The organism is Bradyrhizobium sp. USDA 3240 (assembly GCF_054063295.1).
Map to the genome: position 1 here is coordinate 7,594,487 of NZ_JBSSGD010000002.1, position 26,827 is coordinate 7,621,313.

Annotated in this window: 24 protein-coding genes and 1 pseudogene; 21 read left to right on the plus strand and 4 right to left on the minus strand. The window is 64.8% G+C overall.

Annotated features, from left to right (window positions below; all coding sequences use genetic code 11):
* The first annotated feature begins 54 nt into the window (after positions 1-54).
* From hutI to hutU, 3 genes are read left to right on the plus strand one after another with little or no spacing between them, the layout of a single operon-like run.
* A complete protein-coding gene (gene hutI / locus ACVIGA_RS36330; RefSeq protein ID WP_456669787.1) occupies positions 55-1,269 on the plus strand; it encodes an imidazolonepropionase in 1,215 nt (404 codons plus the stop codon).
* Positions 1,266-2,825 carry a histidine ammonia-lyase gene (gene hutH, locus ACVIGA_RS36335; protein WP_456669788.1) on the plus strand — a complete coding sequence of 520 codons (1,560 nt, stop codon included), beginning with the start codon at positions 1,266-1,268 and terminating at the stop codon, positions 2,823-2,825. Before hutI ends, hutH begins: the two co-directional genes overlap by 4 nt.
* Positions 2,826-2,843: 18 nt before the next feature.
* Positions 2,844-4,514, plus strand: a complete 1,671-nt coding sequence (gene hutU / locus ACVIGA_RS36340; protein WP_456669789.1) for a urocanate hydratase — start codon at positions 2,844-2,846, stop codon at positions 4,512-4,514.
* Between the two features lie 47 nt (positions 4,515-4,561).
* On the opposite strand, the gene ACVIGA_RS36345 is transcribed toward hutU, so the two are convergent.
* From ACVIGA_RS36345 to ACVIGA_RS36355, 3 genes and pseudogenes are all read right to left on the minus strand, one after another.
* Positions 4,562-5,764, minus strand: coding sequence for an ABC transporter substrate-binding protein (locus ACVIGA_RS36345; protein ID WP_456670967.1), 1,203 nt, complete (start codon positions 5,762-5,764; stop codon positions 4,562-4,564).
* Between the two features lie 43 nt (positions 5,765-5,807).
* Entirely contained in the window at positions 5,808-6,179 is a 372-nt protein-coding gene (locus ACVIGA_RS36350) for an acyl-CoA dehydrogenase family protein (protein WP_456669790.1), read from the minus strand.
* Positions 6,100-7,140: pseudogene (locus ACVIGA_RS36355) on the minus strand (acyl-CoA dehydrogenase family protein); the annotation flags it as partial. The pseudogene ACVIGA_RS36355 and the gene ACVIGA_RS36350, both read right to left, overlap by 80 nt.
* Between ACVIGA_RS36355 and ACVIGA_RS36360 the strand changes: the two are divergent.
* Genes ACVIGA_RS36360 through ACVIGA_RS36375 form a run of 4 tightly spaced genes read left to right on the plus strand, consistent with a single transcriptional unit; the run spans position 7,029 to position 12,214 of the window.
* The gene (locus ACVIGA_RS36360; RefSeq protein WP_456669791.1) at positions 7,029-7,895 is read left to right on the plus strand and encodes a FadR/GntR family transcriptional regulator; all 867 of its coding nucleotides are present in this window, start codon (positions 7,029-7,031) and stop codon (positions 7,893-7,895) included. The pseudogene ACVIGA_RS36355 and the gene ACVIGA_RS36360 sit on opposite strands and share 112 nt — an antisense overlap.
* A gap of 56 nt (positions 7,896-7,951) precedes the next feature.
* Positions 7,952-8,761, plus strand: coding sequence for an enoyl-CoA hydratase/isomerase family protein (locus ACVIGA_RS36365; RefSeq protein ID WP_456669792.1), 810 nt, complete (start codon positions 7,952-7,954; stop codon positions 8,759-8,761).
* Between the two features lie 14 nt (positions 8,762-8,775).
* A complete protein-coding gene (locus ACVIGA_RS36370) occupies positions 8,776-11,010 on the plus strand; it encodes an acyl-CoA dehydrogenase family protein (protein WP_456669793.1) in 2,235 nt (744 codons plus the stop codon).
* Between the two features lie 10 nt (positions 11,011-11,020).
* Positions 11,021-12,214, plus strand: a complete 1,194-nt coding sequence (locus ACVIGA_RS36375; RefSeq protein ID WP_456669794.1) for a CaiB/BaiF CoA transferase family protein — start codon at positions 11,021-11,023, stop codon at positions 12,212-12,214.
* A 9-nt stretch (positions 12,215-12,223) separates the two neighbouring features.
* On the opposite strand, the gene ACVIGA_RS36380 is transcribed toward ACVIGA_RS36375, so the two are convergent.
* Positions 12,224-12,718 (minus strand): MarR family winged helix-turn-helix transcriptional regulator, encoded by a 495-nt coding sequence (locus ACVIGA_RS36380; protein WP_456669795.1) that lies wholly within the window; start codon positions 12,716-12,718, stop codon positions 12,224-12,226.
* A gap of 196 nt (positions 12,719-12,914) precedes the next feature.
* On the opposite strand from ACVIGA_RS36380, the gene ACVIGA_RS36385 reads away from it, so the two are divergent.
* From ACVIGA_RS36385 to urtE, 14 genes are all read left to right on the plus strand, one after another.
* Complete coding sequence (locus ACVIGA_RS36385; RefSeq protein ID WP_456669796.1) at positions 12,915-13,241, plus strand: hypothetical protein; 327 nt, start codon at positions 12,915-12,917, stop codon at positions 13,239-13,241.
* 13 nt (positions 13,242-13,254) lie between these two features.
* Positions 13,255-14,574, plus strand: a complete 1,320-nt coding sequence (locus ACVIGA_RS36390; protein WP_456669797.1) for a Rieske 2Fe-2S domain-containing protein — start codon at positions 13,255-13,257, stop codon at positions 14,572-14,574.
* Positions 14,575-14,586: 12 nt separating this feature from the next.
* Complete coding sequence (locus ACVIGA_RS36395) at positions 14,587-15,549, plus strand: PDR/VanB family oxidoreductase (RefSeq protein WP_456669798.1); 963 nt, start codon at positions 14,587-14,589, stop codon at positions 15,547-15,549.
* A gap of 27 nt (positions 15,550-15,576) precedes the next feature.
* The gene (locus ACVIGA_RS36400; protein WP_456669799.1) at positions 15,577-16,800 is read left to right on the plus strand and encodes an ABC transporter substrate-binding protein; all 1,224 of its coding nucleotides are present in this window, start codon (positions 15,577-15,579) and stop codon (positions 16,798-16,800) included.
* 53 nt (positions 16,801-16,853) lie between these two features.
* Positions 16,854-18,137, plus strand: coding sequence for a CaiB/BaiF CoA transferase family protein (locus ACVIGA_RS36405; RefSeq protein WP_456669800.1), 1,284 nt, complete (start codon positions 16,854-16,856; stop codon positions 18,135-18,137).
* The gene (locus ACVIGA_RS36410) at positions 18,134-19,330 is read left to right on the plus strand and encodes a thiolase C-terminal domain-containing protein (protein ID WP_456669801.1); all 1,197 of its coding nucleotides are present in this window, start codon (positions 18,134-18,136) and stop codon (positions 19,328-19,330) included. The genes ACVIGA_RS36405 and ACVIGA_RS36410 overlap by 4 nt, the downstream gene beginning before the upstream one ends.
* Complete coding sequence (locus ACVIGA_RS36415) at positions 19,327-19,776, plus strand: Zn-ribbon domain-containing OB-fold protein (RefSeq protein WP_456669802.1); 450 nt, start codon at positions 19,327-19,329, stop codon at positions 19,774-19,776. Before ACVIGA_RS36410 ends, ACVIGA_RS36415 begins: the two co-directional genes overlap by 4 nt.
* 274 nt (positions 19,777-20,050) lie before the next feature.
* On the plus strand, positions 20,051-21,205 hold the full coding sequence (locus ACVIGA_RS36420; protein WP_223968668.1) for a transporter substrate-binding domain-containing protein: 1,155 nt from the start codon (positions 20,051-20,053) through the stop codon (positions 21,203-21,205).
* Positions 21,202-21,843 carry an ANTAR domain-containing response regulator gene (locus ACVIGA_RS36425; RefSeq protein WP_092125390.1) on the plus strand — a complete coding sequence of 214 codons (642 nt, stop codon included), beginning with the start codon at positions 21,202-21,204 and terminating at the stop codon, positions 21,841-21,843. Before ACVIGA_RS36420 ends, ACVIGA_RS36425 begins: the two co-directional genes overlap by 4 nt.
* A gap of 127 nt (positions 21,844-21,970) precedes the next feature.
* A complete protein-coding gene (locus ACVIGA_RS36430; RefSeq protein ID WP_223968670.1) occupies positions 21,971-23,221 on the plus strand; it encodes a transporter substrate-binding domain-containing protein in 1,251 nt (416 codons plus the stop codon).
* Positions 23,222-23,343: 122 nt separating this feature from the next.
* On the plus strand, positions 23,344-24,213 hold the full coding sequence (urtB, locus tag ACVIGA_RS36435) for an urea ABC transporter permease subunit UrtB (RefSeq protein ID WP_456669803.1): 870 nt from the start codon (positions 23,344-23,346) through the stop codon (positions 24,211-24,213).
* Positions 24,214-24,229: 16 nt separating this feature from the next.
* The gene (urtC, locus tag ACVIGA_RS36440) at positions 24,230-25,369 is read left to right on the plus strand and encodes an urea ABC transporter permease subunit UrtC (protein WP_456669804.1); all 1,140 of its coding nucleotides are present in this window, start codon (positions 24,230-24,232) and stop codon (positions 25,367-25,369) included.
* Entirely contained in the window at positions 25,366-26,118 is a 753-nt protein-coding gene (gene urtD / locus ACVIGA_RS36445) for an urea ABC transporter ATP-binding protein UrtD (RefSeq protein ID WP_375780150.1), read from the plus strand. The genes urtC and urtD overlap by 4 nt, the downstream gene beginning before the upstream one ends.
* A complete protein-coding gene (gene urtE / locus ACVIGA_RS36450) occupies positions 26,111-26,803 on the plus strand; it encodes an urea ABC transporter ATP-binding subunit UrtE (RefSeq protein WP_456669805.1) in 693 nt (230 codons plus the stop codon). The genes urtD and urtE overlap by 8 nt, the downstream gene beginning before the upstream one ends.
* Positions 26,804-26,827 lie beyond the last annotated feature (24 nt).

Consider the following 26,827-nt stretch of genomic DNA (forward strand, 5'->3'; position numbering starts at 1 on the left):
ACGATTATATGTCTAGACATATAAGTCAAGCATCCCACCTCGAGGGACGATCGCATGGCAGAGCGTTTCGACCGCATCTGGCACAACGCCCGGCTCGCCACGATGCGCGGCGATGGCGCCGATCTCGGCGAGATCGAGCAGGGCCTGATCGCGGCGCGCGATGGCCGCATTGTCTACATGGGCACGCAGTCGGATTTTCCTGTGGACGCGGACGCGGTCGAGCGGATCGATTGCGCCGGCCGCTGGATCACGCCCGGGCTGGTCGATTGCCACACCCATCTCGTCTACGGCGGCAACCGCGCGCACGAATTCGAGCTTCGCCTGAAGGGCGCGAGCTATGAAGAGATCGCGCGCGCGGGCGGCGGTATCGTCTCGACCGTTGCCGCAACGCGCAGCGCGACCGAGGCCGAGCTCATCGCCGGCGCGCTGCCGCGGCTGGACGCGTTGATCGGCGAGGGCGCGACCACCGTCGAGATCAAGTCCGGCTATGGCCTTAACGTCGAGACCGAGATCCGGCAGCTTGCGGCGGCACGCAGCCTCGGCCGCTTGCGGCCGGTTGCGATCCGCACATCGTTTTTAGGCGCTCACGCTTTGCCGCCTGAAGCCGATGGCGACAAGGACCGCTACATTGATCTGGTCTGCAACGAGATGCTGCCGGCGGTGGCGAAGGCTGGCCTTGCCGATGCGGTCGACGGCTTCATGGAGGGTATCGCATTTTCCGGCGAGCAGACCGCCCGGGTGTTCGCGGCGGCGCGTGCGCTGGGGCTGCCTGTCAAGCTGCATGCCGACCAGCTGTCGAATCTCGGCGGCGCGGCGCTCGCCGCACGATTCTCGGCGCTCTCGGCCGATCATCTGGAGCACACCGATGAAGCCGGTGCCGTTGCAATGGCGAAGAGCGGGACGGTCGCGGTGCTGCTGCCCGGTGCATTCTATTTCATTCGCGAAACGCAGAAGCCGCCGGTCGAGCTGTTCCGCAGCCACGGCGTGAACATGGCGCTGGCGACCGACTGCAATCCCGGCAGCTCGCCGCTGACCTCGCTTCTGCTTGCGATGAACATGGGCGCAACGTTGTTTCGGATGACGGTCGCCGAATGCCTCGCCGGGGTGACACGGGAAGGGGCGCGCGCACTCGGCCTGCTCGCCGAGACCGGGACGCTGGAGGCCGGCAAAAGGTGCGATCTGGCGATCTGGGACATCGAGCGTCCCGCCGAGCTGGTCTACCGCATCGGTTTCAATCCGTTGCACCGGCGGGTGTGGAGGGGCCAATGAGCGATCCGGCTACGCCGATTGTCGTAACGCCCGGAACGGTCGGCCTCGACGTGCTGGCGCGCGTGCTTGACGGTGCGCCCATCGCGCTCGATCCATCGTTCTGGCCGCGGGTCGAGGCAGCCGCGGCAATCGTGGCGAAAGCGGCGCAGATCGACATTCCCGTCTACGGCATCAATACCGGTTTCGGGAAGCTGGCCTCGACGCGTATCGCGCCTGACCAGACCGCGCTGCTTCAGCGCAACCTGATCCTGTCACATTGCTGCGGAGTGGGCCCGGCCACGCCTGAGCCGATCGTGCGCCTGATGATGACGTTGAAAGTGATCTCGCTCGGCCGTGGTGCGTCGGGTGTGCGCCGCGACGTCATCGAGCAGCTGCAGGGCATGCTGGCGCACGGCGTCGCTCCGCTGGTGCCGCAGCAGGGCTCGGTCGGCGCCTCCGGCGATCTCGCGCCGCTTGCCCACATGACCGCCGTCATGATCGGGGAGGGGCAGGCATTCCTTGATGGCAAGATCGTGCCGGGTCATGAAGCGCTTGCCGCCGCCGGTCTTGCGCCGCTGACGCTCGGCCCCAAGGAAGGACTCGCGCTGATCAACGGCACGCAGTTTTCGACCGCCTATGCGATTTCCGGCCTGCTGCGTGCGCATCGCCTGGCGCGTGCCGCGCTGGTGACCGGTGCGCTGTCGGTCGATGCGGCGATGGCTTCCACGGTGCCGTTTCGTCCCGAAATCCAGTCCTTGCGCGGCCATGATGGACAGATCGCCGCGGCCGCGGCCCTGACCGCATTGCTCGACGGCAGCGACATCAGGCAATCGCATCTCGAAGGCGATGAGCGGGTGCAGGACCCGTATTGCCTGCGCTGCCAGCCGCAGGTCGCGGGCGCCGTGCTCGATCTGCTCGTGCACGCCGCGCGCGGACTGACGATTGAGGCCAATGCCGTGACGGACAACCCGCTGGTCCTGGTCGATACCGGCGAGATCGTCTCAGGCGGCAATTTCCATGCTGAGCCGGTGGCGTTCGCCGCCGACCAGATCGCGCTCGCGCTCTCGGAGATCGGCGCCACCAGCGAGCGCCGGATCGCGACCCTCGTCGATCCCGCGCTCAACTTCGGCCTGCCGCCGTTCCTGACACCTGAGCCCGGCATCAATTCCGGGTTCATGATCGCCGAGGTGACGGCGGCCGCGCTCTATGCCGAGAACAAGCAGCGCGCGATGCCGTGCTCGATCGATTCCACACCGACCAGCGCCAATCAGGAAGATCACGTCTCGATGGCGGCGCATGCCGCGCGCCGGCTGTCCGACATGGCCGACAACCTCGCGGCCATCCTCGGCATCGAGCTTCTGGTCGCCGCGCAGGGCATCACGCTGCGCGCACCACACGCGACGAGCGTACCGCTCGCTGCGGTGATTGCCGCGTTGCGCGCGCATGTTCCGGCGCTCGCCGCCGACCGCTACATGGCCGACGATCTCGCGCGGGCAGCGTCGTTGATCGAAGCCGGCGCGTTGCCCGCCGCCGCGATCGCGGCCCTTTCGTCCGATCCGTTTCCAAAACTTGCGTAGCCGACAGGGACATCCGTCATGAACCGCCGACTGGATAACGAACGTATCATCCGCGCGCCCCGCGGCTCCGAGATCAGCGCGAAGAGCTGGTTGACCGAAGCGCCGCTGCGCATGTTGATGAACAATCTGGACCCTGACGTCGCCGAGCGTCCGAGCGAGCTCGTGGTCTATGGCGGCATCGGCCGTGCGGCGCGCGACTGGGAGAGCTTTGACCGGATCGTCGCGTCCTTGCGCAAGCTCGAAGGTGATCAGACGCTCCTCGTGCAATCCGGCAAGCCGGTCGGCATCTTCCACACCCATGCGGATGCGCCGCGCGTCCTGATCGCGAACTCGAACCTGGTGCCGCATTGGGCGACGCTCGATCATTTCAACGAGCTCGACCGCCAAGGCCTGATGATGTTCGGCCAGATGACGGCGGGCTCCTGGATCTATATCGGCAGCCAGGGCATCGTGCAGGGCACCTATGAGACGTTCGTCGAGGTCGGCCGTCGGCACTACGGCGGTAGCCTTGCCGGCAAATGGATCCTCACGGCGGGCCTTGGCGGCATGGGTGGCGCCCAGCCGCTCGCTGCGACCATGGCCGGCGCCTCGATGCTCGCCGTCGAGTGCCAGCCGAGCCGCATCGAGATGCGGCTGCGCACGGGATACCTCGATCGCCAGGCGACGACGCTCAATGAAGCCCTCGCAATCATTGCCGACGCGGCCAAGACTCATAAGCCGGTGTCGGTCGGCCTGCTCGGCAACGCGGCCGAGATCTTTCCCGAGCTGGTGCGCCGCGGCGTGCGCCCGGACATCGTCACCGACCAGACCAGCGCGCACGATCCGATCAACGGCTATTTGCCCAAGGGTTGGACGCTCGCCGAATGGGAGGCGCGGCGCGCCGCCGATCCGAAGACGGTCGAGACCGCGGCCAAGACCTCGATGGTCGATCACGTCCAGGCCATGCTGGATTTCCACGCGCAGGGAATCCCGACGCTCGACTACGGCAACAACATCCGCCAGATGGCCAAGGACATGGGCCTGAAGCAGGCGTTCGACTTTCCGGGTTTCGTCCCGGCCTACATCCGTCCGCTGTTCTGCCGCGGCGTCGGGCCATTCCGCTGGGCGGCGTTGTCCGGCGATCCCGAGGACATCTTCAAGACCGACGCCAAGGTCAAGGAGCTGATGCCCAACGATGGCCATCTGCACAACTGGCTCGACATGGCGAAGGCGCGCATCAAGTTTCAGGGCCTGCCGGCGCGGATTTGCTGGGTCGGGCTCGGCGACCGCCATCGCCTCGGCCTTGCCTTCAACGAAATGGTGGCGCGGGGCGAGCTCAAGGCGCCGATCGTGATCGGCCGCGATCATCTCGACAGCGGGTCGGTGGCAAGCCCGAACCGGGAGACCGAGGCGATGCGCGACGGATCGGACGCGGTGTCCGACTGGCCGTTGCTCAATGCGCTGCTTAACTGTGCGAGCGGCGCCACCTGGGTGTCGCTGCACCACGGCGGCGGCGTCGGCATCGGCTATTCGCAGCACGCCGGCATGGTGATCGTCGCGGACGGCACGCCGGAGGCGGCGCGCCGGCTCGAACGCGTACTGTGGAACGATCCGGCGACGGGGGTCATGCGCCACGCCGATGCTGGCTATGAAACCGCGATCGAATGCGCCCAGGCCAATGGCCTTGATCTGCCGAGCCTGCGCGCCTGAGATGACGTTGGCGAGAAGCCGCTGACGACGGTTCTCGCCAACCCGGCTCAATCGGCCGACAGCGGCTCGCCCGTCAGCGACCAACTCTCGCCATCAAACGTCGCGATCCGCAGGGTCCGAAACGGCGTGTAGTCGCCGGGCCGGGTGCTGATCGAGACGCCCGGCAGCATCATCGGCAGCCGCGCGCCGCTGAGCGACGTCGCCTGCTTGATCAGGTTCTCGCGGGTGAGATCGTCGCCGCATTTGCGCAACGCCAGCTCCACGGCGTGCACGTTCATATAAGCAACCAGCACGGAATAGTCGTCCGGATTGGCCGAAGCCGCGTACGTCTTCAGGAAATCCTTGTAGGCCTTGACCTCATCGTCATTGGCCCAGGCCGGGTCGCCGGGCTGCTTGAGGAATTGGGTGGTGACCAGCCCCTTCGATGCTTCGAGGCCCGCGGGCTTCAGAATGGTTTGGACCGATGCCGTGGAGCCGCCGATCACGTGCAGCGGCTTCCAGCCGAGCTCGTAGACCTTGCGGATCGACTGCGCGGCGGCCTTTGATGACGACTGCTCGATCAGCGTGTCGACGCCGGCGGCCTTCAGCTGGACGATCTGCGAGTCGATCGTCGGGTCGGCAAGTTCGTAGGAGGCCTGGGCGACGATCAGCTCGGCCTTCGGACCGAGGCCGGCGCGAAGGCCTTTGAGATAGTCCTTGCCGTAGTCGTCGTTCTGGTAGAGCACGCCGATCCTGGCGTCGGGCTTTGCCTTCAGGATGTACTTGGCGACGACGCGGCCTTCGGTTTCGAAGTCCGGATAGAGCGGGATCGTCCACGGAAACGTCTTGGGATCGTTGAAGCGGCGTCCGCCGGCGGTGATGAAGAGCTGCGGCACCTGCTTGGCGTTGAGGTATTTCTGGATCGCCACATTGGGCGCGGTTCCGATCGTACCGACCTCGGCCAAGACGCCGACATCCTCGATCAGCTTGCGCGATTGCTCGACCGCCTTCGGCGCGCTGTAGGCGTTGTCGAGCTGGGTGAAGTTGATCTTGCGCCCGTTGATGCCGCCCTTCGTATTCAGCATCTCGAAATAGCCGACCACGGCACGCCCGGCGCCGGCGCCGAAGGCGGAGGCGGGGCCGCTCAGCGGCGTCGATTGACCGAGCTTGATCTCGGTGTCGCTGGCGCCGGGTCCATAGGCCTTCTGCGCGTAGGCAGGCGCCGCCAGCAGGGCTGACAGCGCGACGGCCGCCAAAGCCCGGTCGATGATGTGGTTCAAGGTCGTTCCTCCCTGTAATTCGTTTCTTGTTGCGCTAGCGCAGCAGCTCGCGGGCGATCACCACGCGCTGGATCTGGTTGGTGCCTTCGAAGATCTGGGTCAGCTTGGCGTCGCGCATCATGCGTTCGACCGGGTAGTCCATGGTGTAGCCGTAGCCGCCGAAGATCTGGACCGCGTCGGTCGTCACCTTCATGGCCATGTCGCTGCCGACGCATTTGGCCATGCTGGCAAGCACGTTGAGCCGCTTCCAGTCGCCGGCATCGCCCGGCGCGGGCGCATTCGTAGACCAGCGCGCGGGCCGCCTCGATCTGCATCGCCATGTCGGCAAGCATGAACTGCACGCCTTGGAACTCGGCGATCGGCTGCTTGAACTGCTTGCGTTCCTTGGCGTAGGCGACGCATGCATCGAGCGCACCCTGGGCGAGGCCGACCGACTGCGCGCCGATGGTCGGGCGGTTGAGGTCGAGCGCGCGCATCGACGCGCGAAAGCCCTTGCCTTCTTCACCGACAAGGTTTTCGGCCGGCACCCGCACATTGTCGAAGAAGATCGGGGTGTTGGGCGCGCCGCGAAAGCCCATCTTGCGCTCGTGGCGGCCGAACGTGATGCCCGGCATCTTCTTCGGCTCGACGATGAAGGCGCTGATTCCGTCCGCGCCGGCGCCGTCACTGGTCCGCGCCATCACCACGATGTAGTCGGCGACGACGCCGTAGCTGCACCATTGCTTGCGGCCGTTCAGGACATAGCTGTCGCCGTCCTTCCGGGCGCGGGCGTTGAGCGCGGCAACGTCGGAGCCGGCCTGTGGCTCGGAGATCGCGATCGCCGTGACCACGCCGCCCTTAGCGATGATCGGCAAATATTTCTGGCGCTGCTCTTCCGAGCCGAAATGCAGCAGCGGCATGATGAACATGGTGTTGAGCGCCGCAATCGATGCGCAGGCGGGCGAGACCTTCGAGATCTCCTCGCGCGCGATGCAGGCCATGGTGAGGTTGCCGTTCGGGCCGCCATAGCGCTCCGGCACCCAGAGCTGCATCAATCCCATCTCGCCGAACAGCTTGACCAGCTCGAGCGGGAAGCGGTCGGTCTCGTCGATTTCGGCGGCAATCGGCGCCACGTGCCTGGCGACCATCCTGCGCAAATTGTCGCGGAACGCGACCTGCTCCTCGGAAAAACTCATACGGGCTCCCGTTTGTTTTCTTTGCCGGAAGCCAAAAAGGGACTTCCATTGAATGGGTGATCCATTTAATAATTCACCGCATGAGCACCAAGTCAAGCCCTCGCGCGCCGCAGCGCCCCCGCACCGCCTCGCCGAACCGGCGGGAGCGGGCCACCGATCTTCGTGCGGCCGCCGCCGCGGCCACGCCCACATTCAAGCCGATCCACACCAGGCGGACGTTCGAGGAGATCTGCGAGCGCATTCGCGAGCAGCTGGCGCTCGGCGTGCTGAAGCCCGGCGACAAGCTGCCGGCCGAGCGCGAACTCGCACAGCAGCTCGGCGTCAGCCGGAATGTGCTGCGGGAGGCGCTGCGCAGCCTGGAGATGGCCGGCGTGCTGCGGCTGCAGAAGGGCGTCAAGGGCGGCGCCTTCATCCAGCAGGGCGACACCCGGCGCATGAACGAGGTCATGCGCGACATGCTGAGCCTCGGGACGATATCGGTGCGGGAATTGTCGGAGGCGCGGGTCCACGTACTCGACCTTGTGGTGCAGCTGGCATGCGCAAATGCACGCCGGGCCGACCTCGATGCGCTGGAAGCCAATATTGAGCGGACGGAGCTTGCGACGAAGGAAGGCAGGCTGCTCGATCGGGTCGAATGCTCGCGCGAGTTCTACAAGCTGCTCGCGGCTTCGACCGGCAACAAGGTGATTGCGATGATCGTGGACTCGGTCACCGAGATCCACATGCGCTTCGTCTACGCCAAGGTCGCTTCCAGCGGGGTTGCGATGGCGCGGCTCGCGGAGAAGCGGCGGCAGTTCCTGGCGGCGCTCAGCGAGCGAGACGTGGCGCTGGCGAGCCGGCTGCTGCGCTCGCACCTCGAATCCGTGCAGCGCATGCTGGAGCAGGATCCGGGAGCCATGTCGCTTCACGTGGCATTGGCCGACGTGCAGCCCGGGATGCGCCGGTAACGCGCGGCGCGGGCAAATAGATCAACACTCAAACGGCAATAACAATGGAGGCAAACGTGTCCAACTACGCCAAGTATGAATGCCTGACGGTCGAGGTCGCGGACAAGGTCGCGACCGTGACCTTGAATCGCCCGCAGGCGCGAAATGCCATCAATCAGAAGCTGATCCGCGAGCTGCGGACGATCTGGGACGACCTTGCCGACGATCATGCCGTCAATGCCGTGGTGCTGACCGGCGCCGGCGATTTCTTCAGCGTCGGTGGTGACGTAAAGGCGATGTCGGAGCGGCCGGGCGGCGACGTGCTCGAGGAGGGCGAGGTGCACGATCCCATGATCAGCCGGCGCGGCGTGACCCGCCAGCTCGAGCTCGACAAGCCGATCATTGCGGCAATCAACGGCGACGCCATCGGCCTGGCTGCGACCCACGCACTGCTCTGCGACATCACCGTGATGGCGGAGGATGCCCGGATCGGCGACACTCACGTGTCGCGCGTCGGGCTGGTGGCGGGCGACGGCGGCACAGTGATCTGGCCGCTGCTGATCGGCATCAACAAGGCCAAGGAATTTTTGATCCGCGGCACGCTGCTGAAGGGCAAGGAGGCGGAGCGGATCGGGCTGGTCAACCATGTCGCGCCGCGCGCCGAGGTATTGGCCAAGGCCCGCGCGATCGCAATCGAGCTAGCGAACGGCCCGACCTGGGCCATTCGCTGGACCAAGCTGTCGATCAACCAGATCGTCAAGGAGCGCGTGAACATGCTGCTGGAGGCCTCGATGGCGCTGGAGCAGGTGACGTTCGAGACCGCCGACCACAAGGAAGCGACGATGTCGTTCAAGGAGAAGCGCAAGCCCAGGTTCGGCCAGGCGTAGCTCGAGGCTGGGCAATGACGACGACCGAAGCGTCGAATGACGATGTCGCAGGGATGCTGCGCGACTCCTTGCGCGGCTTCCTCGACGAGCATTGGCGTCCGCGCGGCGTAACGGCATCGTCTTCGCCGGACGAGGTATCGGCGATCTGGCGCAAGCTGGTCGGGCAGGGCGTCGCCGCACTCGGTGTCGAGGGCGAAGGCGGGCTCGCCGAGATTCTCGTCGTCATGGCGGAGCTTGGCCGCGCCGGGTGCCCGGCGCCGATGTGGTCTGCGGCGTTCGCCAATCTTGCGATTGCCGGATCGAAGGTCGACGTCGTGGTTGAGCTCATGGAGCGGCTGCATTCCGGGAAGGCCATCGTCGCCTTCTCGTTCGGGGCGTTGGATCCCGATCGCGGGACTGGTTCGGTCGAGGCCACGAACAGCACAGCAACGGGAGTGCTCCGCTTTGTCGAGGCAGCGGGAGGTGCCACGCACCTTCTGGTCGTGCTCGAGCAGGCCCATCTTGCGCTAATCGATCTTGGCGGTGTCGGTGTCGAATGCGTCGCGACCCGCGCGATGGGGGCGTGGGGACAGTACGAGGTCAGGCTGAACGCAGCGCCGCTCACGCGCATTCCGGTCGGGACGGTCGATCTGGACGATCTCCGCATCAAGGGCAAGGCGGCATTGACCGCGCGTGCCTACGGCGCGGCGCGGCGTGCGTTTGAGCTGGCCGTGGACTACGCCAAGGAACGGCACCAGTTCGGACAACCGATCGGCAAGTTTCAGGCAATCCAGCACAAGCTGGCGAATTGCCTGATCTCGCTCGAAGGCGTCAGGCTGATCCTCGAGCATGCCGCCAGATTGCATGATGGCGGCGACGACGACTGGCGCTACTTCTCCGATTGCGCGTCGGCATTCTCCGGCAATGCGCTGCGGCAGGTCTCGCTGGAGACCCAGCACACATTCGGAGCGATCGGCTATGCCGAGGAGCACGAGGCGCCGATCCATTTCAAGCGCGTGCATCTCGATACGATCGCGCTCGGCGGCGCCTCGGATGCAAAGCACAGATTGGCCGCACAGCTGCTGGATGCGGACGGCGCCGGGCTGCCGCAATACGACCTCGGGTCCGCCGGAAATGCGTTTCGCGAGCAGGTCCGGCTCTGGCTCGCGCAAAACTGGACCGGGGATACAAAGCAGGCGTTCGCCCAGAGGCCGTTCGCCAAGCGCGAGTTCGATGCGGGCTTCGCCCGAAATATCGGCGAGACCGGATGGATTGGCCTCGGATGGCCGGAGCAGTTCGGCGGCCAGGCTCGCTCTCCGCTGGAACAGATCGCCTTCATGGAGACGATGGAGCGGGGCGAGGCGCCGCGGATCGGTGCGGCGATCCAGGCCAACGCGCTGATGATGTTCGGCACGGCAGAACAGCAGCGGAAATACTTGCCGGAGATCCTGCGCGGCGAAGCCATGCACGGCATGGGTTACAGCGAGCCGCAGGCGGGCTCGGACCTCGCGGCGCTGCGCACCAGTGCGATCAAGGACGGCGATCACTGGGTGATCAACGGCCAGAAGATCTGGACCACCACCTGGTGGGGCAAATACATGTTCCTTGCCGCGCGAACCGACAAGGATGCCAAGCCGCCGCACGCGGGCGTCAGCATGTTCATCGTGCCGATGGATGCACCGGGCATCACCACCCGTCCATCCGTCACCATGTATGACGGCACGTTTGCCAACATCTTCTACGACAATGTCCGGATTCCCGCCGAGAACCTGGTCGGCGAAGTCAATGGCGGCTGGAAGGTGCTGACCGGCGCGCTGGCCTTCGAGCGCGGGCTGGTCGGTGGCGGCATTGTCCTGAAGGTCGCGCACGCCTTCGAGCAGCTGCGTTCGCATGTGATGACGAAGCAAGGTGAGCAGTCCCTGGCCGATGATCCCATCGTCCGCGACAAGATCGCGACCCTGGCATCAGAGATCGAGATCGGCCGTCAGTTAATGATGCATTGTGCCGAGCTTGCCGCTGATGGCGTGACGCCGCCGGAATATGGCGCGATCAGCAAGGTGTTCTCCGGAGAGCTGATGGAGCGTTTCGGCGAGGCGGCGCTCGACATTCTCGGGATGCGTGCCGCGCTGTCCGAGCAGATGCCGGGCGCGATCGATAACGGCCGCTTCGAGCAAAATCTGCGGCATTCGCTGATGTGGGTCATCAGCATCGGGACCAACGAGATTCAGCGCAGCCTGATCGCGCAACGCGCGCTCGGGCTGCCGAGGTAGGAGAGATCGGATGCAGAAGGATGGCGACAGGGCGCCGCTCGCCGGTGTGCGGGTGCTGGATTTTTCCATCATGGTGGCGGGGCCCTATTGCGCGCGGCTGCTCGCCGACGTCGGCGCCGAGGTCATCAAGATCGAGCCGCCGGAAGGCGACGACATGCGGCTGCGGACGCCGCTGCGCGAAGGCCACAGCACCTATTTCGGCCAGCTCAATGCCGGCAAGCGCAGCCTGGCGCTGAACCTGAAGAACGCCGATGCCATCAAGCTCGTGCATCGCATGGTCGCGGAAGCGGACATTCTCGTCGAGAATTTTCGTCCGGGAGTGATGGAGCGGCTCGGCCTCGGCTACGACGCGCTCCGCGAGATCAACCCGCGTCTGATTTATTGCTCGATCTCGGGCTATGGCCAGTCCGGCCCCGCTGCCGAGCGCGCGGCTTACGCGATGATCGTGCATGCCGAAAGCGGATTCGATACCTCGTTGATGCGCTATGCCGGTGACCGGGAACGTCCCGCGGCCGGAGCGATCTTTGTCGCCGACATTCTCGGCGGCATCTTCGGCTATTCCGCGATCCAGACCGCGATGGTCCAGCGCGAACGCACCGGCAAGGGGCAGCGCGTCGATGTGGCATTGATGGACTGCATGCTCAACCTGCTGGTCTATGAACTCCAGGAAGCCCAGTTCCCGATCCGCTCGCCGCGTCCGACCTATGGGCCGGTCCGCACCCGCGATGGCGATATCCTGATCGCCCCGGTGACGCCGCGGAATTTTGCGGCGCTGTGTGAGGTGACGGGGCAGGCCGAGCTGGCGAACGATCCGCGCTTTGCGACCATTCCGGCGCGCGGCGCCAACTGGACCGCCATGATGCAGGTGATCGAGCGATGGACCGAACGTCACACCGTCGCGGAATGCATCGCGGCGCTGGATCGGGCCGGCGTTCCCTGCGCCGAGTACCGGACGCCGGGCGCGGCGTTGACCGATGCCCATCTGCGTCAACGTGGCGTGTTCGGGACGGTCTCGGATGGTGCCGGCGAATTCGTCGGCGTCAATGCGCCGTGGCAGATGTCGGGGGCCGATACGTCGATCGGAAGTCAAGTTCCCGAGATCGGCGCCCAACGGGACGATGTGCTGTCGCGGATCCTGGGATTGTCGCCGGAGGCGATCGCAGCGCTCGCGGCTGCGGGCACGTTTGGCGGGACGCCGGCCTAAGCAGCGATCTCAGCTATCGGACGAAGCGTCTGGCGGCGGAGCCTTCGCGATCGCGAGCAGGCATTTCAGGAAATGCGCGCGGTCCTCCTTGCGCAAGGGAGCCAGCATGATGTTTTGCAGCTCGGCAGCGGCTGGGATGACGGCGAGCAGCGCTTCCTCGCCCTTGGCGGTGATCTGCACCTGGAGCGAGCGGCGGTCGTCCGGATTGTTCTTCTTCGAAACCAGCCGGCGCGCCACCATCCGCTTCAGCATCTCGCTGAGCGTGTTGCGATCGCAGCTGATCCGTTCCGCCAGCACCGAGGGGGTGAGAGGACCCAATTGGTACAGCGCCATCAGCACGCCGAACTGCCGCGGCGTGATGTCGCTCTGGCGCGTCATGCTCTGATAGAGCCCGTCGTAGCGGGCCTCCAGCAGCCGCAGCAGAAATCCGACGCCGCCTTCGAGCTGCCAGTCGCGCGCAATGTCCGTGGCCGAACTCGGTTTCATACCCTTGTCGGCTGCCATGCCGTCGTTGGACTCCGGTTTTTCGAATTCGCGTTAGCCGTTAGCAGCTTGGCCTGACGTCCTCAACCCTGCGGTGAACGGCACCCCGGTCTGTTCCCTGCACAACGCAACCGCTTTCGGCCTTGTCACGCATTTGGCAATGTAGTACGTATACGTATCAAATGCGATGCCAAGACATCGTGCAGGGAGGTTGAACTTGGACCTGCGTGAGCTGCTGTCGATTCCCTATTTGCTCGAGGCTGAGGCGGTCGAAGCCGAGCCGGGGCAGTGGCGGGTTCGCCTTACCTATCCGGAGCTGCCGGGATGCACGGCGGAAGCCGCCGTCGTCGAGGACGCCCTACGGGAACTGGAGCGGCGCCGCATCGAATTGATCGTCGGCCTGGTGGAGGAGGGCAAGCTGCCTCCCGTGCCTCGCAAGCCGCTCACCGCATCCGATCCGCTCTGGACCGCTCAGGATCTCGGACTGTCCGACCGTGTCGCCGCGCTTCTCGGCGGCGCGGCGGGCCCGGCCACACGCAATTGAAGGAGGCAAATTCATGCTCTCGCGCGAAGACAATGAACGCCTGGTGAGGGTCGGCAAGGGCACGCCGCTCGGCGACCTGTTTCGGCTTTACTGGATTCCCTTCCTGCCGTCGGCGGACCTCGCCAAGGATGGACAGCCGAAGCGCATCCGGCTGCTCGGCGAGGATCTGGTCGCCTTCCGCGACACCGAGGGACGGGTCGGGCTGGTCGATCAGGCCTGCCCGCATCGCGGCGCGCCGCTGATCTTCGCACGAAACGAGGATTGCGGGCTGCGCTGTGTCTATCACGGCTGGAAATTCGACGTCACCGGCGCGGTGACGGATATGCCCGCGGAGCCGGTGCGCAGCCGCCTCAAGGAGCGGGTGCGGATCAAGGCCTATCCCTGCAAGGAGCGCAACGGAATGATCTGGACCTATATGGGCCCGGACCAGGCCGAGCTTCCGCCGCTGCCCAACCTCGAATGGAATCTGGTGCCGGCCGAACAGGTGCACATCTCGGTGCGAGTCCAGGAGTGCAACTGGCTGCAGGCGGTCGAAGGCGAGATCGACTCGGCGCACGCGCCGCTGCTGCACGGGCGGCTGGACGCCCAGGGTACGACGAGTGCCTGGATCCAGAAGCGCGACCTGCGGCCGACCTTCGAATGCATCAAGCAGGACTTCGGCATGAGCATCGCCGCGCGGCGCAATTACGATGCCAACACCCTGTATTGGCGCGTCAACCAGTTCATGCTGCCGTTCTATACGCTGGTGCCCCCGCTGTCGCCGTTCCCGGATCTGAGCGGACACGCCTGGGTGCCGATCGATGACGAGAACACGCTCTGCATCATGTTCTCCTATCATCCGTCGGAACCGCTGCTGGAGAAAACGCGGCAGGTGTTCGCCGAAGGCCACAAGGGCCGCGAAAGCGGCCATGCCAGCCACCACGCGCTCGTGCAGCACCCGGTGACGGTCTCGTATGCAGGCTACTGGACCAAATACAATCCGCAGAACGGCTTTCAATTCGACTATGAGGCGCAGCGCACCACCTGGTTCTCGGGCCTGCCGGGGCTGTGGGTGCAGGACGGCGCCTGCCAGAGCGGCGTCTCGCCGGTCTTCGATCGCACCAAAGAGACGCTGTGCTCGAGCGACACCGGCATCGCGATGACGCGGCGCTTCATTCTGGAGGCGCTCGGCGCCTATCGCGATCACGGGACGAAGCCCAAGGGCGTCCTGGACCCCGACGTGTTCATGGTGCGCGCGGTGTCGCTGCGGCTGCCGCCGGAGGATTCCTGGGTCGACGTCGGCGCGCCGTTCATGCGGGCGAAGCTTGGCGCCGATTTCGGGTACGAGCTGTGAGCGCATCCCGCCATGGCTGAAATGACGCAGGACGTGCTGGTCAAGCGCATCGGCTACGAGGCCGAGCGGATCAATTCCTATGAGCTGATCGCCCGGACCGGCGGCGAGCTGGCGCCGTTTACGGCCGGCAGCCATATCGACCTGCATCTGCCGAACGGCATGATCCGCAGCTATTCGTTGGTCAACGATCAGCGCGAGCGGCACCGCTATGTGATCGCCGTCAACAAGGATGCCGAGAGCCGGGGCGGCTCCAGCTTCGTCCACGACTCGATGAAGGTCGGGGATATCGTGACGATATCCGGGCCGCGCAACAATTTCGCGCTGCACGAAGCGGCCGAGCATTCGGTCCTGATCGCCGGCGGCATCGGCATCACGCCATTGCTGTCGATGATCCGGCGTCTGGATGCGATCGGTCGCCACTGGGAGCTGTTCTACGCCGCAAGGACCCGCGCGGCCGCGGCATTCCTCGACGAGCTCGACGCATTCCGATCCGATCTTCGCTCCAGGATACATGTCGATTTCGACGATGAGCGGTCGGGGCGTCTGTTCGACCTGCCGGCGATTGTCGGCAACGCACCGGCCCACGCGCATCTTTATTGTTGCGGCCCGGTGCCCTTGCTCGCGGCATTCGAGGCGGCGGCGGCCGATCGGCCGTCCGATCACGTGCATGTCGAATACTTCCAGGCGCGGGAGGCTCCAGCCACCGAGGGCGGCTTCGACGTCAAGCTCGCGCGAAGCAATCGCACGATCGCGGTCGAGCCTGGCAAAACGATCCTCGATGCGTTGCTGGATGCCGGCATCACCGCGAACTACGCCTGCACCGAGGGAGTCTGCGGCACCTGCGAGACGCGCGTGCTCGAGGGCACGCCCGACCATCGCGACCAGTTTCTGAGCAAGGAAGAGCAAGCTGCGAACAAGAGCGTCATGATCTGCTGTTCGGGCGCCAAGTCCCGCACGCTCGTGCTCGATCTCTAGAACAACAACAGACGACGGGTGGAAACAATGAAGTATCTTTCGCAAATCGCCGGAATGGCCCTGCTGGCCGTTTGCGACGGTTCGCCCGCATCGGCGGACGCTGCGCGCTTCCTCAAGATCGGCGTGCTCAACGACGCATCCGGCCCTTATTCGGACAATGCCGGCGAAGGCTCGGTGACGGCGGCCAGGATGGCTGCCGAGGATTTCATGCGGCTTCATTCGGATTTCAAGATCGAGATCGTCTCCGCCGACCACCAAAACAAGGCGGATGTCGGCGCCGCAATCGCGCGGCGCTGGATCGATCAGGAGGAGGTCGATGCGGTCGCCGACGTGCCGAACTCGGCCGTCGGGCTCGCCGTCAACGAAGTCGTGCGCGGCACCAAGGCGGCGCTGATTGCATCGAGCGCGGCATCCTCCGACCTGACCGGGAAATACTGCTCGCCCAACACGATCCAGTGGACCTTCGATGCCTGGGCGGCCTCGCACACGATCGGCGCCTATCTCGTGCGTCATGGCGGCAAGAAGTGGTACTTCATCGCGACCGACAATGCGCTCGGCAAGTCGATGGTGCGCGACGGCACGGCGGTGATCGGCGCCGGCGGCGGCACCGTGCTCGGATCGGTCAACGTGCCGATCAACAATGCAGACTATGCCTCGTTCATCCTGCAGGCGGATAGCTCGGGCGCCGACGTGATCGCGTTCGCGACCGCCGGCGGCGACACGGTCAGCCTGATCAAGCAATCCGCCGAGTTCGGGCTGAAACAGAGCGGGCGCACCTTCGCGGCGCTGCTGACCACCACCAACGATGTCGAGTCGAGCGGCCTTGCGGTTGGGGAGGGGCTGATCATCACCCAGGCGTTCTACTGGGACCTCAACGATGCCAGCCGTGCCTGGTCGGTGAGGTTCAGCGCGCGCCAGCACGGGCCGTCGCCGACCGCGTTCCACGCCGGCGTCTACTCCTCCGTGCTGGCTTACCTGAACGCGGCGCTGGCGGCAGGAACCAATGACGCGCCGGCGGTGATCCGGAAGTTGAAGGAGAAGCCGATCGACGACGCCTTGTTCGGGCCGGTCGTGGTGCGCGCGGACGGCCGCGCCATTCACAACATGTACATCTTCAAAGTGAAGAGCCCGAATGCGTCGAAGAGCAAGTGGGACCTGCTGGAGCAGGTCGGCGTGCTGTCCGGGCCGGAGGCGTTTCGGCCGCTCGACCAGGGCGGATGCTCGCTCGTCGAGCCGCCGAAGAGCAATTGACGACGACGGAAGCGACCTTCGGATCAACACTTCTCAAACTGACGGACCTCCCGATGCTGGATCAGCTTGAAGCCGACTTCCCCGAGCACACGCCGCGCCCTGCCGATGCGCCAAGGGCGCTCGAGGGGGTCCGGGTGATCGATTTCTCGCATTTCATTGCGGGACCGTTTGCGACCATGATCCTCGCCGACATGGGCGCCGAGGTGATCAAGGTCGAAGCGCCCGGCCGGGGCGACGATTTGCGCCGCTATCCCCCGGTGCATCCGGATCTCAGGCACGGTGCGCCGTTCCTCTGGACCAACCGCAACAAGCGCAGCATTGCCCTCGATCTCAAATCGCCGGAGGGCCTGAAGGTCGCGCGCGAGCTGGTCGCGACGGCAGACGTCCTTGTCGAGAACTTTTCGGCCAGCGTGATGGCGCGGCTGGGGCTCGATTATGAGAGCTGCCGCAAGATCAAGCCCGAGATCATCTATTGCTCGGTGTCGGCCTATGGCCGTGACGGAGCGTTTTCGGACCGGCTCGGCTTCGATCCGATCGCGCAGGTCGAGAGCGGGTTCGTGTCGATGAACGGCTATGCCGACCGCGAGGGCGTGCGCGCATTGTCGCCGGTGATGGATATCAGCACGGCGATGATGGCCAGCAACGCGATCCTTGGTGCCTTGTTCGCGCGGGAGCGGAACGGGCAGGGCCAGGCCATCGAGGTGTCGTTGTTCGAGAATGCCGTGCTGATGACCGGCTATGCGACCATGCAGTCGCTGTTCAACAATGCCGATCCGAAGCGAAGCGGCAATACCAGTCCGGATACGTGTCCGTCGGGTGTGTTTCAGGCCAGCGATTGCGCCTTCTACATCAATTGCGGCAACGACAAGATCTTTCAGCGCCTGATGGCGCAGGTTCTCGAGCGCGAGGATCTCGCCGCGGCTGAGATCTATGCAACCGGCCCTGATCGAATCCGTCGGCGTGAGGAGCTGTTTGCTATTCTCGGCGATGCCTTTGCCCGGCAGCCCTGGTCGCACTGGCAGTCGCGGATGCGGGCGGCCGGGGTGCCCTGCGGCCAAGTGCGCACCGTCGGCGAGGCGATCCGCTCCCCGGAGGCAAGGGAGCGCGGGATCGTCACGAGGATCCCGCACGAGACGCTGGGTTGGGTGCCGAACGTAAACCTTCCGATCCGCTATTCGCGGACCCCGATCGTCGATCCCGTTGCGGCACCGGCGGTTGGACAGCACACCGAAAACGTGCTGCGCGAATTGCTCAACTACGATGAGGCCGAGATCGCCCGCCTTGCCGCAAGTGGGGCTTTCGGCAACCAGCCCTCGCGACGGGATGCCAGGCCGTGACGGCGCGCGGGCGAGACGAGCGGACGCTGCGGGGCCGTGTCGCCGTGATCGGGATCGGCGAAACAGAATACTATCGCCACGGCGCTTCGCCCGACCCGGAGTTCAAGCTCGCGCTGAAAGCCATTCTGGCGGCCTGCGAGGATGCCGGGCTCGATCCCCGCGAGATCGACGGGTTCTCGTCCTATAGCGACGATCGCAGCGAAGCCTCACGGCTGGCCGCGGCGCTGGGGACGCATCGATTGCGCTCGGCCACCATGCAATGGGGCGGAGGCGGCGGCGGTTGCTGTGCTGCGGTTGCCAACGCGGCGGCCGCGATCGTCGCGGGTCTCGCCGATTGTGTCGTGGTGTTCCGCTCGCTGGCGCAGGGCCAGTATGGCCGGTTCGGACAGGCGGGCGGGATCCACACCGTTTCGGGCGAACGATCCTACCTGATGCCTTATGGTGTGCTGGCGCCGCCGCAGCGTTTTGCCATGCGGGTGCAGCGCTATATGCACGAGCACGGCGTGCGGCAAGAGGCGTTGCGCGCGATTGCGCTCGCCTCCTATCACCATGCGCAGGCCAACCCCCGTGCCGTGATGCACGGCAAGCCGCTAGACGCCGAGAAATACGATGCCTCGCGCTGGATCGTGGAGCCGTTCCATCTCTACGATTGCTGCATGGAGAATGACGGCGCGGCGGCATTGGTGCTGGTATCGGCGGAGCGCGCCGCCGAATTCCGGAATAGGCCGGCCTATCTGCTCGGTGCCGCCTTCGGATCCGGACATCGCGCGGCCGCGACGGCGCACAACGCGCCGCTCTACGCCACGGCGAGTTTCGACACCGTTGCCCCTGATCTCTACCGCATGGCCGGCGTAGGGCCGTCCGATGTCGGCGTGGTCCAGGCCTACGAGAATTTCACCGGCGGCGTCGTGATGGCACTGGCGGAGCACGGCTTCTTCAAGCCAGAGGAGGCCAACGAGTTCCTGACCGTCGAGAACCTGATCGCGCCGTCCGGGCGGCTGCCGCTCAACACCAGCGGCGGCAACCTCGCCGAATGCTACATGCACGGCTTTGAGCTCGTGCTGGAAGCGGTTCGCCAGGTACGCGGCACCTCGACGAACCAGGCGCGACGCAGCGACGTCGCAATGGTCATCGGAGGTCCGATGGTCTCTCCCGCCAGCGACCTCATTCTGGGTTCGGAGGCCACCTTATGAGCAAGCCGAGCGCGCGCTATCTCCCGGCAGGCCTGCCGATCCCGGTTGCGGAGCCCGACGGCCTGTCCACGCCGTATTGGGAAGGATTGCGTCAAGGCAAGCTGCTGGTGCAACGCTGCGGCCACTGCAACACGTGGCAGTTCGGACCCGAATGGCTCTGTCATCGCTGCCACGCCTTCGATCCGGCATGGACCGAAGTCGCGCCGCGCGGCCGGATCTTCAGCTGGGAACGCGCGTGGCATCCATCGCATGCCGCGCTGAAAGGGCATGGACCTTACATCGCGGTACTTGTCGAATTGCCGCATGCCGGCGGCATTCGCATGGTCGGCAATCTGCTCGGCGATCCCGAACAGGCGGTTGCAATCGGTGCAGATGTCGAAGGGGTCTTCGAGCATCACCTGGAGTCGGATCCGCCTTACTCCTTGCTGCAATGGCGCCGGGCGTAGGTTTCCCCGGAGTTACTATCGATCGGTTCGCTTGATACGGGCAATCGATTGCGCGTCTACCGGAGATAGATGGTCAGCGGTGCGCTGCACTTGTGATCATTCGCGGGTGACATCTGGTTTGCCTGCTTTCGCGTCAGCGCCGCTGACAGGATGAGCTTCGTGGGTCCTTGTCTCGCGGCAGATGACATGCAATCTTCCGCCCCCGGCAATGCTGTTCGAGAGCAACAAGAACAATAATCCCTCTCGTCCCTCCAATTCTGTCGAGGGCCTGATCATGTCGAATCCTACCCAAGCGACCTCCGCTCCATGGCGGATAGGCGTGCTGTTCTCGCGAACCGGCTTCATGTCGGTGATCGAGGAGACCCAGTATCAGGGCACGCAGCTTGCGATCGAGGAGGTGAACGAGGCGGGTGGGGTCTGCGGCCGCGAGCTGGTTCCCGTCGCCTACGACCCCGGCTCGGATTCGGCCGCCTATGGCCACTACGCCAAACGGTTGATGGTGGAGGATCAGGTCAGCACTATATTCGGCTGTTACACCTCGTCGAGCCGCAAGGCGGTGCTGCCGGTGGTCGAACGGCTGAACGGCCTGCTTTGGTACCCGACGCTCTATGAGGGTTTCGAGGCGTCGCCGAACGTCATCTACACCGGCGCCTCGCCGAATCAGAACAGCCTCGCGCTGTGCCGCTATCTGATGGATACGTTCGGAACACGATTCTATTTCGTGGGTTCGGACTACATCTATCCGCGCGAGTCCAACCGGGTGATGCGGGAGCTGCTGAAGAGCAACGGCGGCTCGGTCGTCGGCGAACGCTACGTCAACGTCTACGCGCGCTGGCAGGACTTTGTCCCGATCATCCAGGACATCAAGCGGGTCAGGCCCGACGTGATCTTCTCGACCGTCGTGGGGGAGGGCACGGTCTTCCTCTATCAGGCCTATGCGAATGTCGGGCTCGATCCAAAGCAAGTGCCGATCGCCAGCCTGACCACGACGGAAGCCGAAATCGCCGCCATGGGCTTCGACGTCGGCGCAGGACACGTCACCGCGGCATCCTACTTCCAGGGCGTCGAGGGCAGCGCCAACAACGCGTTTGTGCAGCGCTTCAAGAAGCGGTTCGGCGCCGACATCTCCACCAACATGTGCGCCGAGGCATCCTATTTCCAGCTGCATCTGTTTGCGAAAGCGCTCGAGCAGGTTAATTCGCTCGATACGGAAGTCCTCCGCTCCATGGTGTTCGGTACCAGTTTTGATGCACCGCAAGGTGCCGTCACCGTCAACCCGATGTCGGGCCACACCGATCTCTGGACACGCATCGGACGTGCCAACCGCCAGGGGCAGTTCGACGTGGTCAGCCAATCGAAGGAGCCGGTGCATGCGGATCCGTTCCTGATCGGGTATGGTCGTGCAACGCAAACAGGAAGCGTCCAATGAACGAGCAGTCGCGTAAGCCGTCGCTGAGCCGAGACGTCGGCGGACGCAAGACCATGGTTCAGGAACTTGCCGATCTTTCGGCCGTCGTGGTCGCGCCGGTCGACGATCAGGTCGGCATGTTGTTGCGCGAATTGCAGCGGTTCAGGATGCGGGTGCGTCAGGTCTGGCCGATGCCGGAGAGCGTACCGGCCGATGCCGACGTGGTGTACTGCGAATATTCGCCTGATCTGGCGCGGCGTTTGCCGTGGATTCCAGGCGATGCGCGTTCCGCGCTGGTCGTGATCCTGCCGGCGACGGAAGCCGTTCACGCCGATGCGCTGTGTCATGCAACGCCCAACGCCGTTCTGCCGCGGCCGTTTACGCAGAATGCGGTGTTGTCCAGCCTCGTGTTGGCGCGCAGCCAGTTCAGCTACGAACGGCGGCTGCGCAGCAAGATCGAGAAGCTCGACGACAATCTGCGCTCGATGCGCACGGTGGAACGCGCCAAGGCGATCCTGATGGCGACGCGCCAGATGCCGGAAACCGAAGCCTATGGCTTCATCAGACGACAGGCGATGGATCGTCGCGTGTCGGCAAGCGCGGTCGCCGCAGCGATTGTTGACTCGTTCGAACTGCTTGGCTACGATCATCAACAGTAAGCCCCAATAGCGGGGCCGGCGGCGACAGCGCCGCCTTCGACACAACCGGCAACAAAGCCCTCCCAATGCTCGCGTAAGCGCGCATCGGGAGGGCTTTTTGTTTTTTCAGTCCTGAAGGGAGCTAGGGATGAGCATTTCACGGCGGACTTTGCTGAGGAATACCGCGGCGCTTGGCGCGTTTGCCGGCGCCGGACTGCCGCATATCTGGATCAAGAACGCCGACCTCGCTTACGCCGCAGGCGGCGAGATCAAGGTCGGCGTGCTGTTCTCGCTGACGGGAACCACTGCAATCATCGAAGAATCGCTCAACAAGGCGACGTTGCTTGCGATCGAGGAAATCAACGCCGCCGGCGGCATCAAGGGCAGCAAGATCGTGCCGATCGTCGAGGATCCTGCGTCGGATCCGGCGACCTTCTCGGAGAAGGCCCGCAAGCTCGTCGTCGGCGACAAATGCGTGAGCGTGTTCGGCTCATATACCTCGGCGAGCCGCAAGGCGGTGCTTCCGGTCTTCGAACGACAGAACAATCTCTATTGGTATCCGACGCTCTATGAGGGCCGCGAGTGCTCGAAGAACGTCATCTACACCGGCGCAGTGCCGAACCAGCAACAGGACGAGTTCGTGCCTTGGCTGGTCAAGAAGTTCGGCAAGAAGTTCTATCTGATCGGCTCCAACTACATCTATCCGAAGGAAGAGAACAACTACTGCAAGAAGCTGCTCGAGAAACTCGGCGGCGAGGTCGTGGCGGAAGAATATGTGCCGCTCGGCCATTCCGAATTCTCTTCCGTCATCAACAAGATCCGCTCGACGCAGCCGAACGTGATCTTCTCCACCGTGGTCGGCGATTCCGTGGTCGCGCTGCATCGTCAGTACAAGGCTGCTGGCCTCGATCCCGAGAAGATGCCGATGGCGAGTCTCACGACCTCCGAGAACGAGGTCGCGGCGATGGGCGGAGAGGCTGCCGCCGGTCACTTCACCTCGGCGCCTTACTTCATGGTGCACAAGTCGCCTGAGAACGAGAAATTCGTCGAGGCCTACAAGAAGCGCTGGGGCGCCGACAAGGTGACGCATTTCGTCTCGGAGGCCTGCTACTTCCAGACCTATCTGTTCAAGCAGGCGGTCGAAAAGCTCGCCACCAGCGACCTCACGCCGCCGAACATCCGCGACGCGGTCAAGGGCCAGGAAGTGACTGCGCCGCAAGGCAAGGTCCGGATCGAGCCGGAGAATCTGCACACCTGGCTGTGGCCCAAGATCGCGCAGGCGAAGTCGAACGGCCAGTTCGAGATTCTCGTCGAGGCCAAGGATTGGCTGAAGCCGGTGCCTTACGCGGCCTATCCCGGGCAGTCCTGCACCGAGAAGGGCCTGGTCGAGAAGAGCTGACGGGGGCTGACGACGGCCGTCGGCGTGCGGCGCCGGCGGCCGGCTTCCCGCAACGAAAGCCGCCTCTCGCACACATGCGAGGGGCGCAAGCGCCCAAACGAACATCGAAAGCGGATCCCGACGTGGACCAACTCATCGAACAAATCGTCACCGGCCTCAGCATCGGATCCATCCTGCTGCTGGTGGCGCTGGGACTGTCGATCATCTACGGCTCGATGGGCATCATCAATCTCGCCCATGGCGAGTTCGTGATGCTCGGCGCTTATGCCGCCTGGGTGTTTCACACCTATCTCGGGCTCGGCCTGCTGGCGAGCCTCGTTCCGATCTTCCTGGTGGTGGCAACCTTCGGCTGGGTCGTCGAACGCTACGTCCTCAGCCTGCTCAACAACCGGCCGCTCGATACGATTCTTGCGACCTGGGGCGTCGGAATCATGCTGCAGCAGGCGGTGCGGCTGATGGTCGGCAGCGAACTCCGCTATGTGCAGCTGCCGCCGGCGCTGGCCGACAGCATGAACGTGTTCGGCATCCCGATATCGTCCTATCGGGTGTTCCTGTTCGTCGTGTCGATCGCGCTGTTCGGGGCGACCTGGGTGCTCATGAACCGCACCACGGTCGGGATGAAGCTGCGGGCCATCATCCAGGACCGCTCGGTCGCCGCATCGTTCGGCATCAACGCCAAGCGGATTTACGCGCTGACCTTCGCCTATGGCGCGGGCCTCGCCGGACTTGCCGGCGCGCTGGTGTCGCCGCTCAAGAGCGTGTCGCCCGACATGGGCACCGGCTACGTGGTCGACGCCTTCATGGTGGTCGTGCTCGGCGGCGTGCAGAGCCTCGCCGGCACCGTGGCGAGCGCCTTCATCCTCGGCGAGCTCTCCGGCGGCATCGCTTTCCTGCAGAACGACACGGTCGCCAAGACGATCGTGCTGCTCGCCATCGTCGTGCTCATCCGTTTCCGCCCCGAGGGGCTTTTCACCGCACGCGTGCGGGCCTGAGACAGATCGCTCATCTATGCCGTCGAATGCTTCCAATTCCAGCGGATTGCAGCGCCTGATCGCGCAACTTGCACCGTTGCTGATCGTTTCCGCGCTGGTGTTCGCGCTCCCGGTGCTGCTCAACAATGATTTCCTGCTCAACAAGGTCGCGCGCTATCTGGTGCTGGGCATCCTCACGATATCGCTGGGGCTGTCCTGGGGCTTCGGCGGCATCCTGAATCTCGGCCAGGCCATGAGCTTCGGGCTCGGCTCCTACGCGATGGCGATGGCGCTGAAGCTCAAGACCGTGCCGGTGCATACCGGGGCGAGCGGACTGCCGGACTTCATGGTCTGGAACAATGTCCAGCATTTGCCGTGGTTCTGGGAGCCGTTCCGGTCGCTCAGCTTCGCCATCGCGGCGGGGCTGCTCGTGCCGGCGCTGGTTGCGGCGGCGCTCGGCTGGTTCATGTTCCGGGGACGGGTCACCGGCGTCTACGTCTCGATCATCACGCTCGCCACCATGGTGGTGATCAATCTCGTGATCATCGACCAGCAGAGCTACACCGGCGGCTTCAACGGCATCACCGATCTCGCCCAGCTCGAGCTGTTCGGCGTCGCGTTCGATGCCTATGGCCGCGCGACCTACTACCTCGTCGCCGGATGCGTGCTGCTCAGCCTGCTGGTTGCCTTTGCCTTCACCAAGTCCAGGGCCGGCCTGATCGTGCAGGCGATCCGCGATCACGAGAGCCGGGTGCGCTATTTCGGCTACGACGTCGCGCTCTACCAGATCTTCGTGTTTGCGCTCTCGGCTGCGATCGCAGGCCTCGCCGGCATGCTCTACACGGTCGTGATGGAGTTTGCCTCGCCGACCTTCCTTGGCGTGCAGCTCTCGCTCTCGGTGGTGGTGTGGTGCGCCGTCGGCGGCAGGCAGAGCCTGGTCGGCGCGTTCCTCGGCGCGGTGCTGGTCGCGGGCATGCAGGGCGCGCTGTCGGAATCCGCAGCGTTCCTGGAAACCTGGACGCTGGTGATGGGCGCGCTGTTCGTGCTCGTGGTGCTGTTCCTGCCCAAAGGGCTCGCCGGCCTCGCGCAGTCCACCTGGCGCTGGGTTGCCCAGCGCAGACAGGCCGCCGGCGGCGCCGTTGCACGGGGTGTCAGCCAGACGGAGGGCAGCACGTGAACTCCCATCTCGATCTCCGCGACGTCTCGGTCAGCTTCAACGGTTTCAAGGCGCTCAATTCGCTCAACATGAGCGTGCGCAAGGGCGAGCTGCGCTGCCTGATCGGGCCGAACGGCGCCGGCAAGACCACGGCGCTCGACATCATCTGCGGCAAGGTCAAGCCGAGCGCCGGCACGGTCAGCTTTGACGGCACCGCGCTGCAGGAGCTCGAGGAATACGAGATCGCCCGTGCCGGTGTCGGCCGCAAGTTCCAGGTGCCGAGCGTCTTCCGCGAGCTCTCGGTCAGCGACAATCTCGAAGTGGCGCGGGCGCGCCGCACCTCCGTGTTCGGCAATCTGCGCTGGAGTATCGGCAATGCCGCGCGCGACGACATCGAGCGTCTTGCCGAGCTGGTCGGGCTTACCGAACAGCTCGACCGGCCGGCCGCGTATCTGTCGCACGGCCAGACCCAATGGCTGGAGATCGGCATGCTGGTCGCCCAGGACGCCGAGCTGATCCTGATGGACGAGCCGACTGCCGGCATGACGGCGCAGGAAACCCGCAAGACCGCCGAACTGTTCGTACGGCTGAAGGGCAAGCACACGCTGATCGTGGTCGAGCACGACATGGGCTTCGTCAAGGCGATCGGCGACATCATCTCGGTGATGCATATGGGCCAGATGCTGGCCGAAGGCACCGCCGCGGAAGTGGAGGCGCATCCGGAGGTGCGCCGCGCCTATCTCGGATCGGGAGGCATCAGCCATGCTTGAGCTGACCGACGTCGACGCTTTCTATGGCAACAGCCGCGCGCTGCAGGGCATCAACCTGGTGGTCGGCAACGGCGAATTCCTGTCGGTGCTCGGCCGCAACGGCGTCGGCAAGACCACGCTGATGCGCAGCATCCTCGGTCTGATGGATCGCTGCACTGGACGGCTGTCGCTCGACGGCGCCGACATCTCGCCGTTGCGCACCCATCAGCGCGCCAAGGCCGGCATCGCCTATGTGCCGCAGGGCCGCGGCATCCTGCCGCGCTTCACGGTGCGGGAGAATTTGACGCTAGGGACCTTCGCGGCGAAATCGGCCAACGGCATCGAGGAGTGGGTGCTCGAGCTGTTTCCGGTGCTCAAGGATTTTCTCAACCGCTACGGCGGCAATCTCTCCGGCGGTCAGCAACAGCAGCTTGCGATCGCACGCGCGCTGCTTGCCCAGCCCAAGGTCATCCTGCTGGACGAGCCGACCGAGGGCATCCAGCCGAACATCGTCGAGCAGATCGAGGACGTGATCGTCAAGCTCAATCGCGAGCGCGGCATCACGGTCGTGCTGGTCGAACAGAATGTCGCGTTCGCGCGGCGCGCGTCTCACCGCTTCGCGTTACTCGAAAAGGGACGCGTCGTTGCCAAGGGCGCGATCGGTGAACTCACCGATGATCTCATCCAGCTGCACATGGCCGTGTAGCGGGAATTATCGTTCAGAAAGGGA

What these genes read in the sequence shown, in the direction of transcription:
- hutI (WP_456669787.1), top strand. Translation starts at nt 55, where the DNA reads ATGGCAGAGCGTTTCGACCGCATCTGGCACAACGCCCGGCTCGCCACG.
- hutH (WP_456669788.1), top strand. Translation starts at nt 1,266, where the DNA reads ATGAGCGATCCGGCTACGCCGATTGTCGTAACGCCCGGAACGGTCGGC.
- hutU (WP_456669789.1), top strand. Translation starts at nt 2,844, where the DNA reads ATGAACCGCCGACTGGATAACGAACGTATCATCCGCGCGCCCCGCGGC.
- ACVIGA_RS36350 (WP_456669790.1), bottom strand. Translation starts at nt 6,179, where the DNA reads ATGCATGCGTCGCCTACGCCAAGGAACGCAAGCAGTTCAAGCAGCCGA.
- ACVIGA_RS36360 (WP_456669791.1), top strand. Translation starts at nt 7,029, where the DNA reads ATGAGCACCAAGTCAAGCCCTCGCGCGCCGCAGCGCCCCCGCACCGCC.
- ACVIGA_RS36370 (WP_456669793.1), top strand. Translation starts at nt 8,776, where the DNA reads ATGACGACGACCGAAGCGTCGAATGACGATGTCGCAGGGATGCTGCGC.
- ACVIGA_RS36375 (WP_456669794.1), top strand. Translation starts at nt 11,021, where the DNA reads ATGCAGAAGGATGGCGACAGGGCGCCGCTCGCCGGTGTGCGGGTGCTG.
- ACVIGA_RS36380 (WP_456669795.1), bottom strand. Translation starts at nt 12,718, where the DNA reads ATGGCAGCCGACAAGGGTATGAAACCGAGTTCGGCCACGGACATTGCG.
- ACVIGA_RS36390 (WP_456669797.1), top strand. Translation starts at nt 13,255, where the DNA reads ATGCTCTCGCGCGAAGACAATGAACGCCTGGTGAGGGTCGGCAAGGGC.
- ACVIGA_RS36395 (WP_456669798.1), top strand. Translation starts at nt 14,587, where the DNA reads ATGGCTGAAATGACGCAGGACGTGCTGGTCAAGCGCATCGGCTACGAG.
- ACVIGA_RS36400 (WP_456669799.1), top strand. Translation starts at nt 15,577, where the DNA reads ATGAAGTATCTTTCGCAAATCGCCGGAATGGCCCTGCTGGCCGTTTGC.
- ACVIGA_RS36405 (WP_456669800.1), top strand. Translation starts at nt 16,854, where the DNA reads ATGCTGGATCAGCTTGAAGCCGACTTCCCCGAGCACACGCCGCGCCCT.
- ACVIGA_RS36415 (WP_456669802.1), top strand. Translation starts at nt 19,327, where the DNA reads ATGAGCAAGCCGAGCGCGCGCTATCTCCCGGCAGGCCTGCCGATCCCG.
- ACVIGA_RS36420 (WP_223968668.1), top strand. Translation starts at nt 20,051, where the DNA reads ATGTCGAATCCTACCCAAGCGACCTCCGCTCCATGGCGGATAGGCGTG.
- ACVIGA_RS36425 (WP_092125390.1), top strand. Translation starts at nt 21,202, where the DNA reads ATGAACGAGCAGTCGCGTAAGCCGTCGCTGAGCCGAGACGTCGGCGGA.
- ACVIGA_RS36430 (WP_223968670.1), top strand. Translation starts at nt 21,971, where the DNA reads ATGAGCATTTCACGGCGGACTTTGCTGAGGAATACCGCGGCGCTTGGC.
- urtC (WP_456669804.1), top strand. Translation starts at nt 24,230, where the DNA reads ATGCCGTCGAATGCTTCCAATTCCAGCGGATTGCAGCGCCTGATCGCG.
- urtE (WP_456669805.1), top strand. Translation starts at nt 26,111, where the DNA reads ATGCTTGAGCTGACCGACGTCGACGCTTTCTATGGCAACAGCCGCGCG.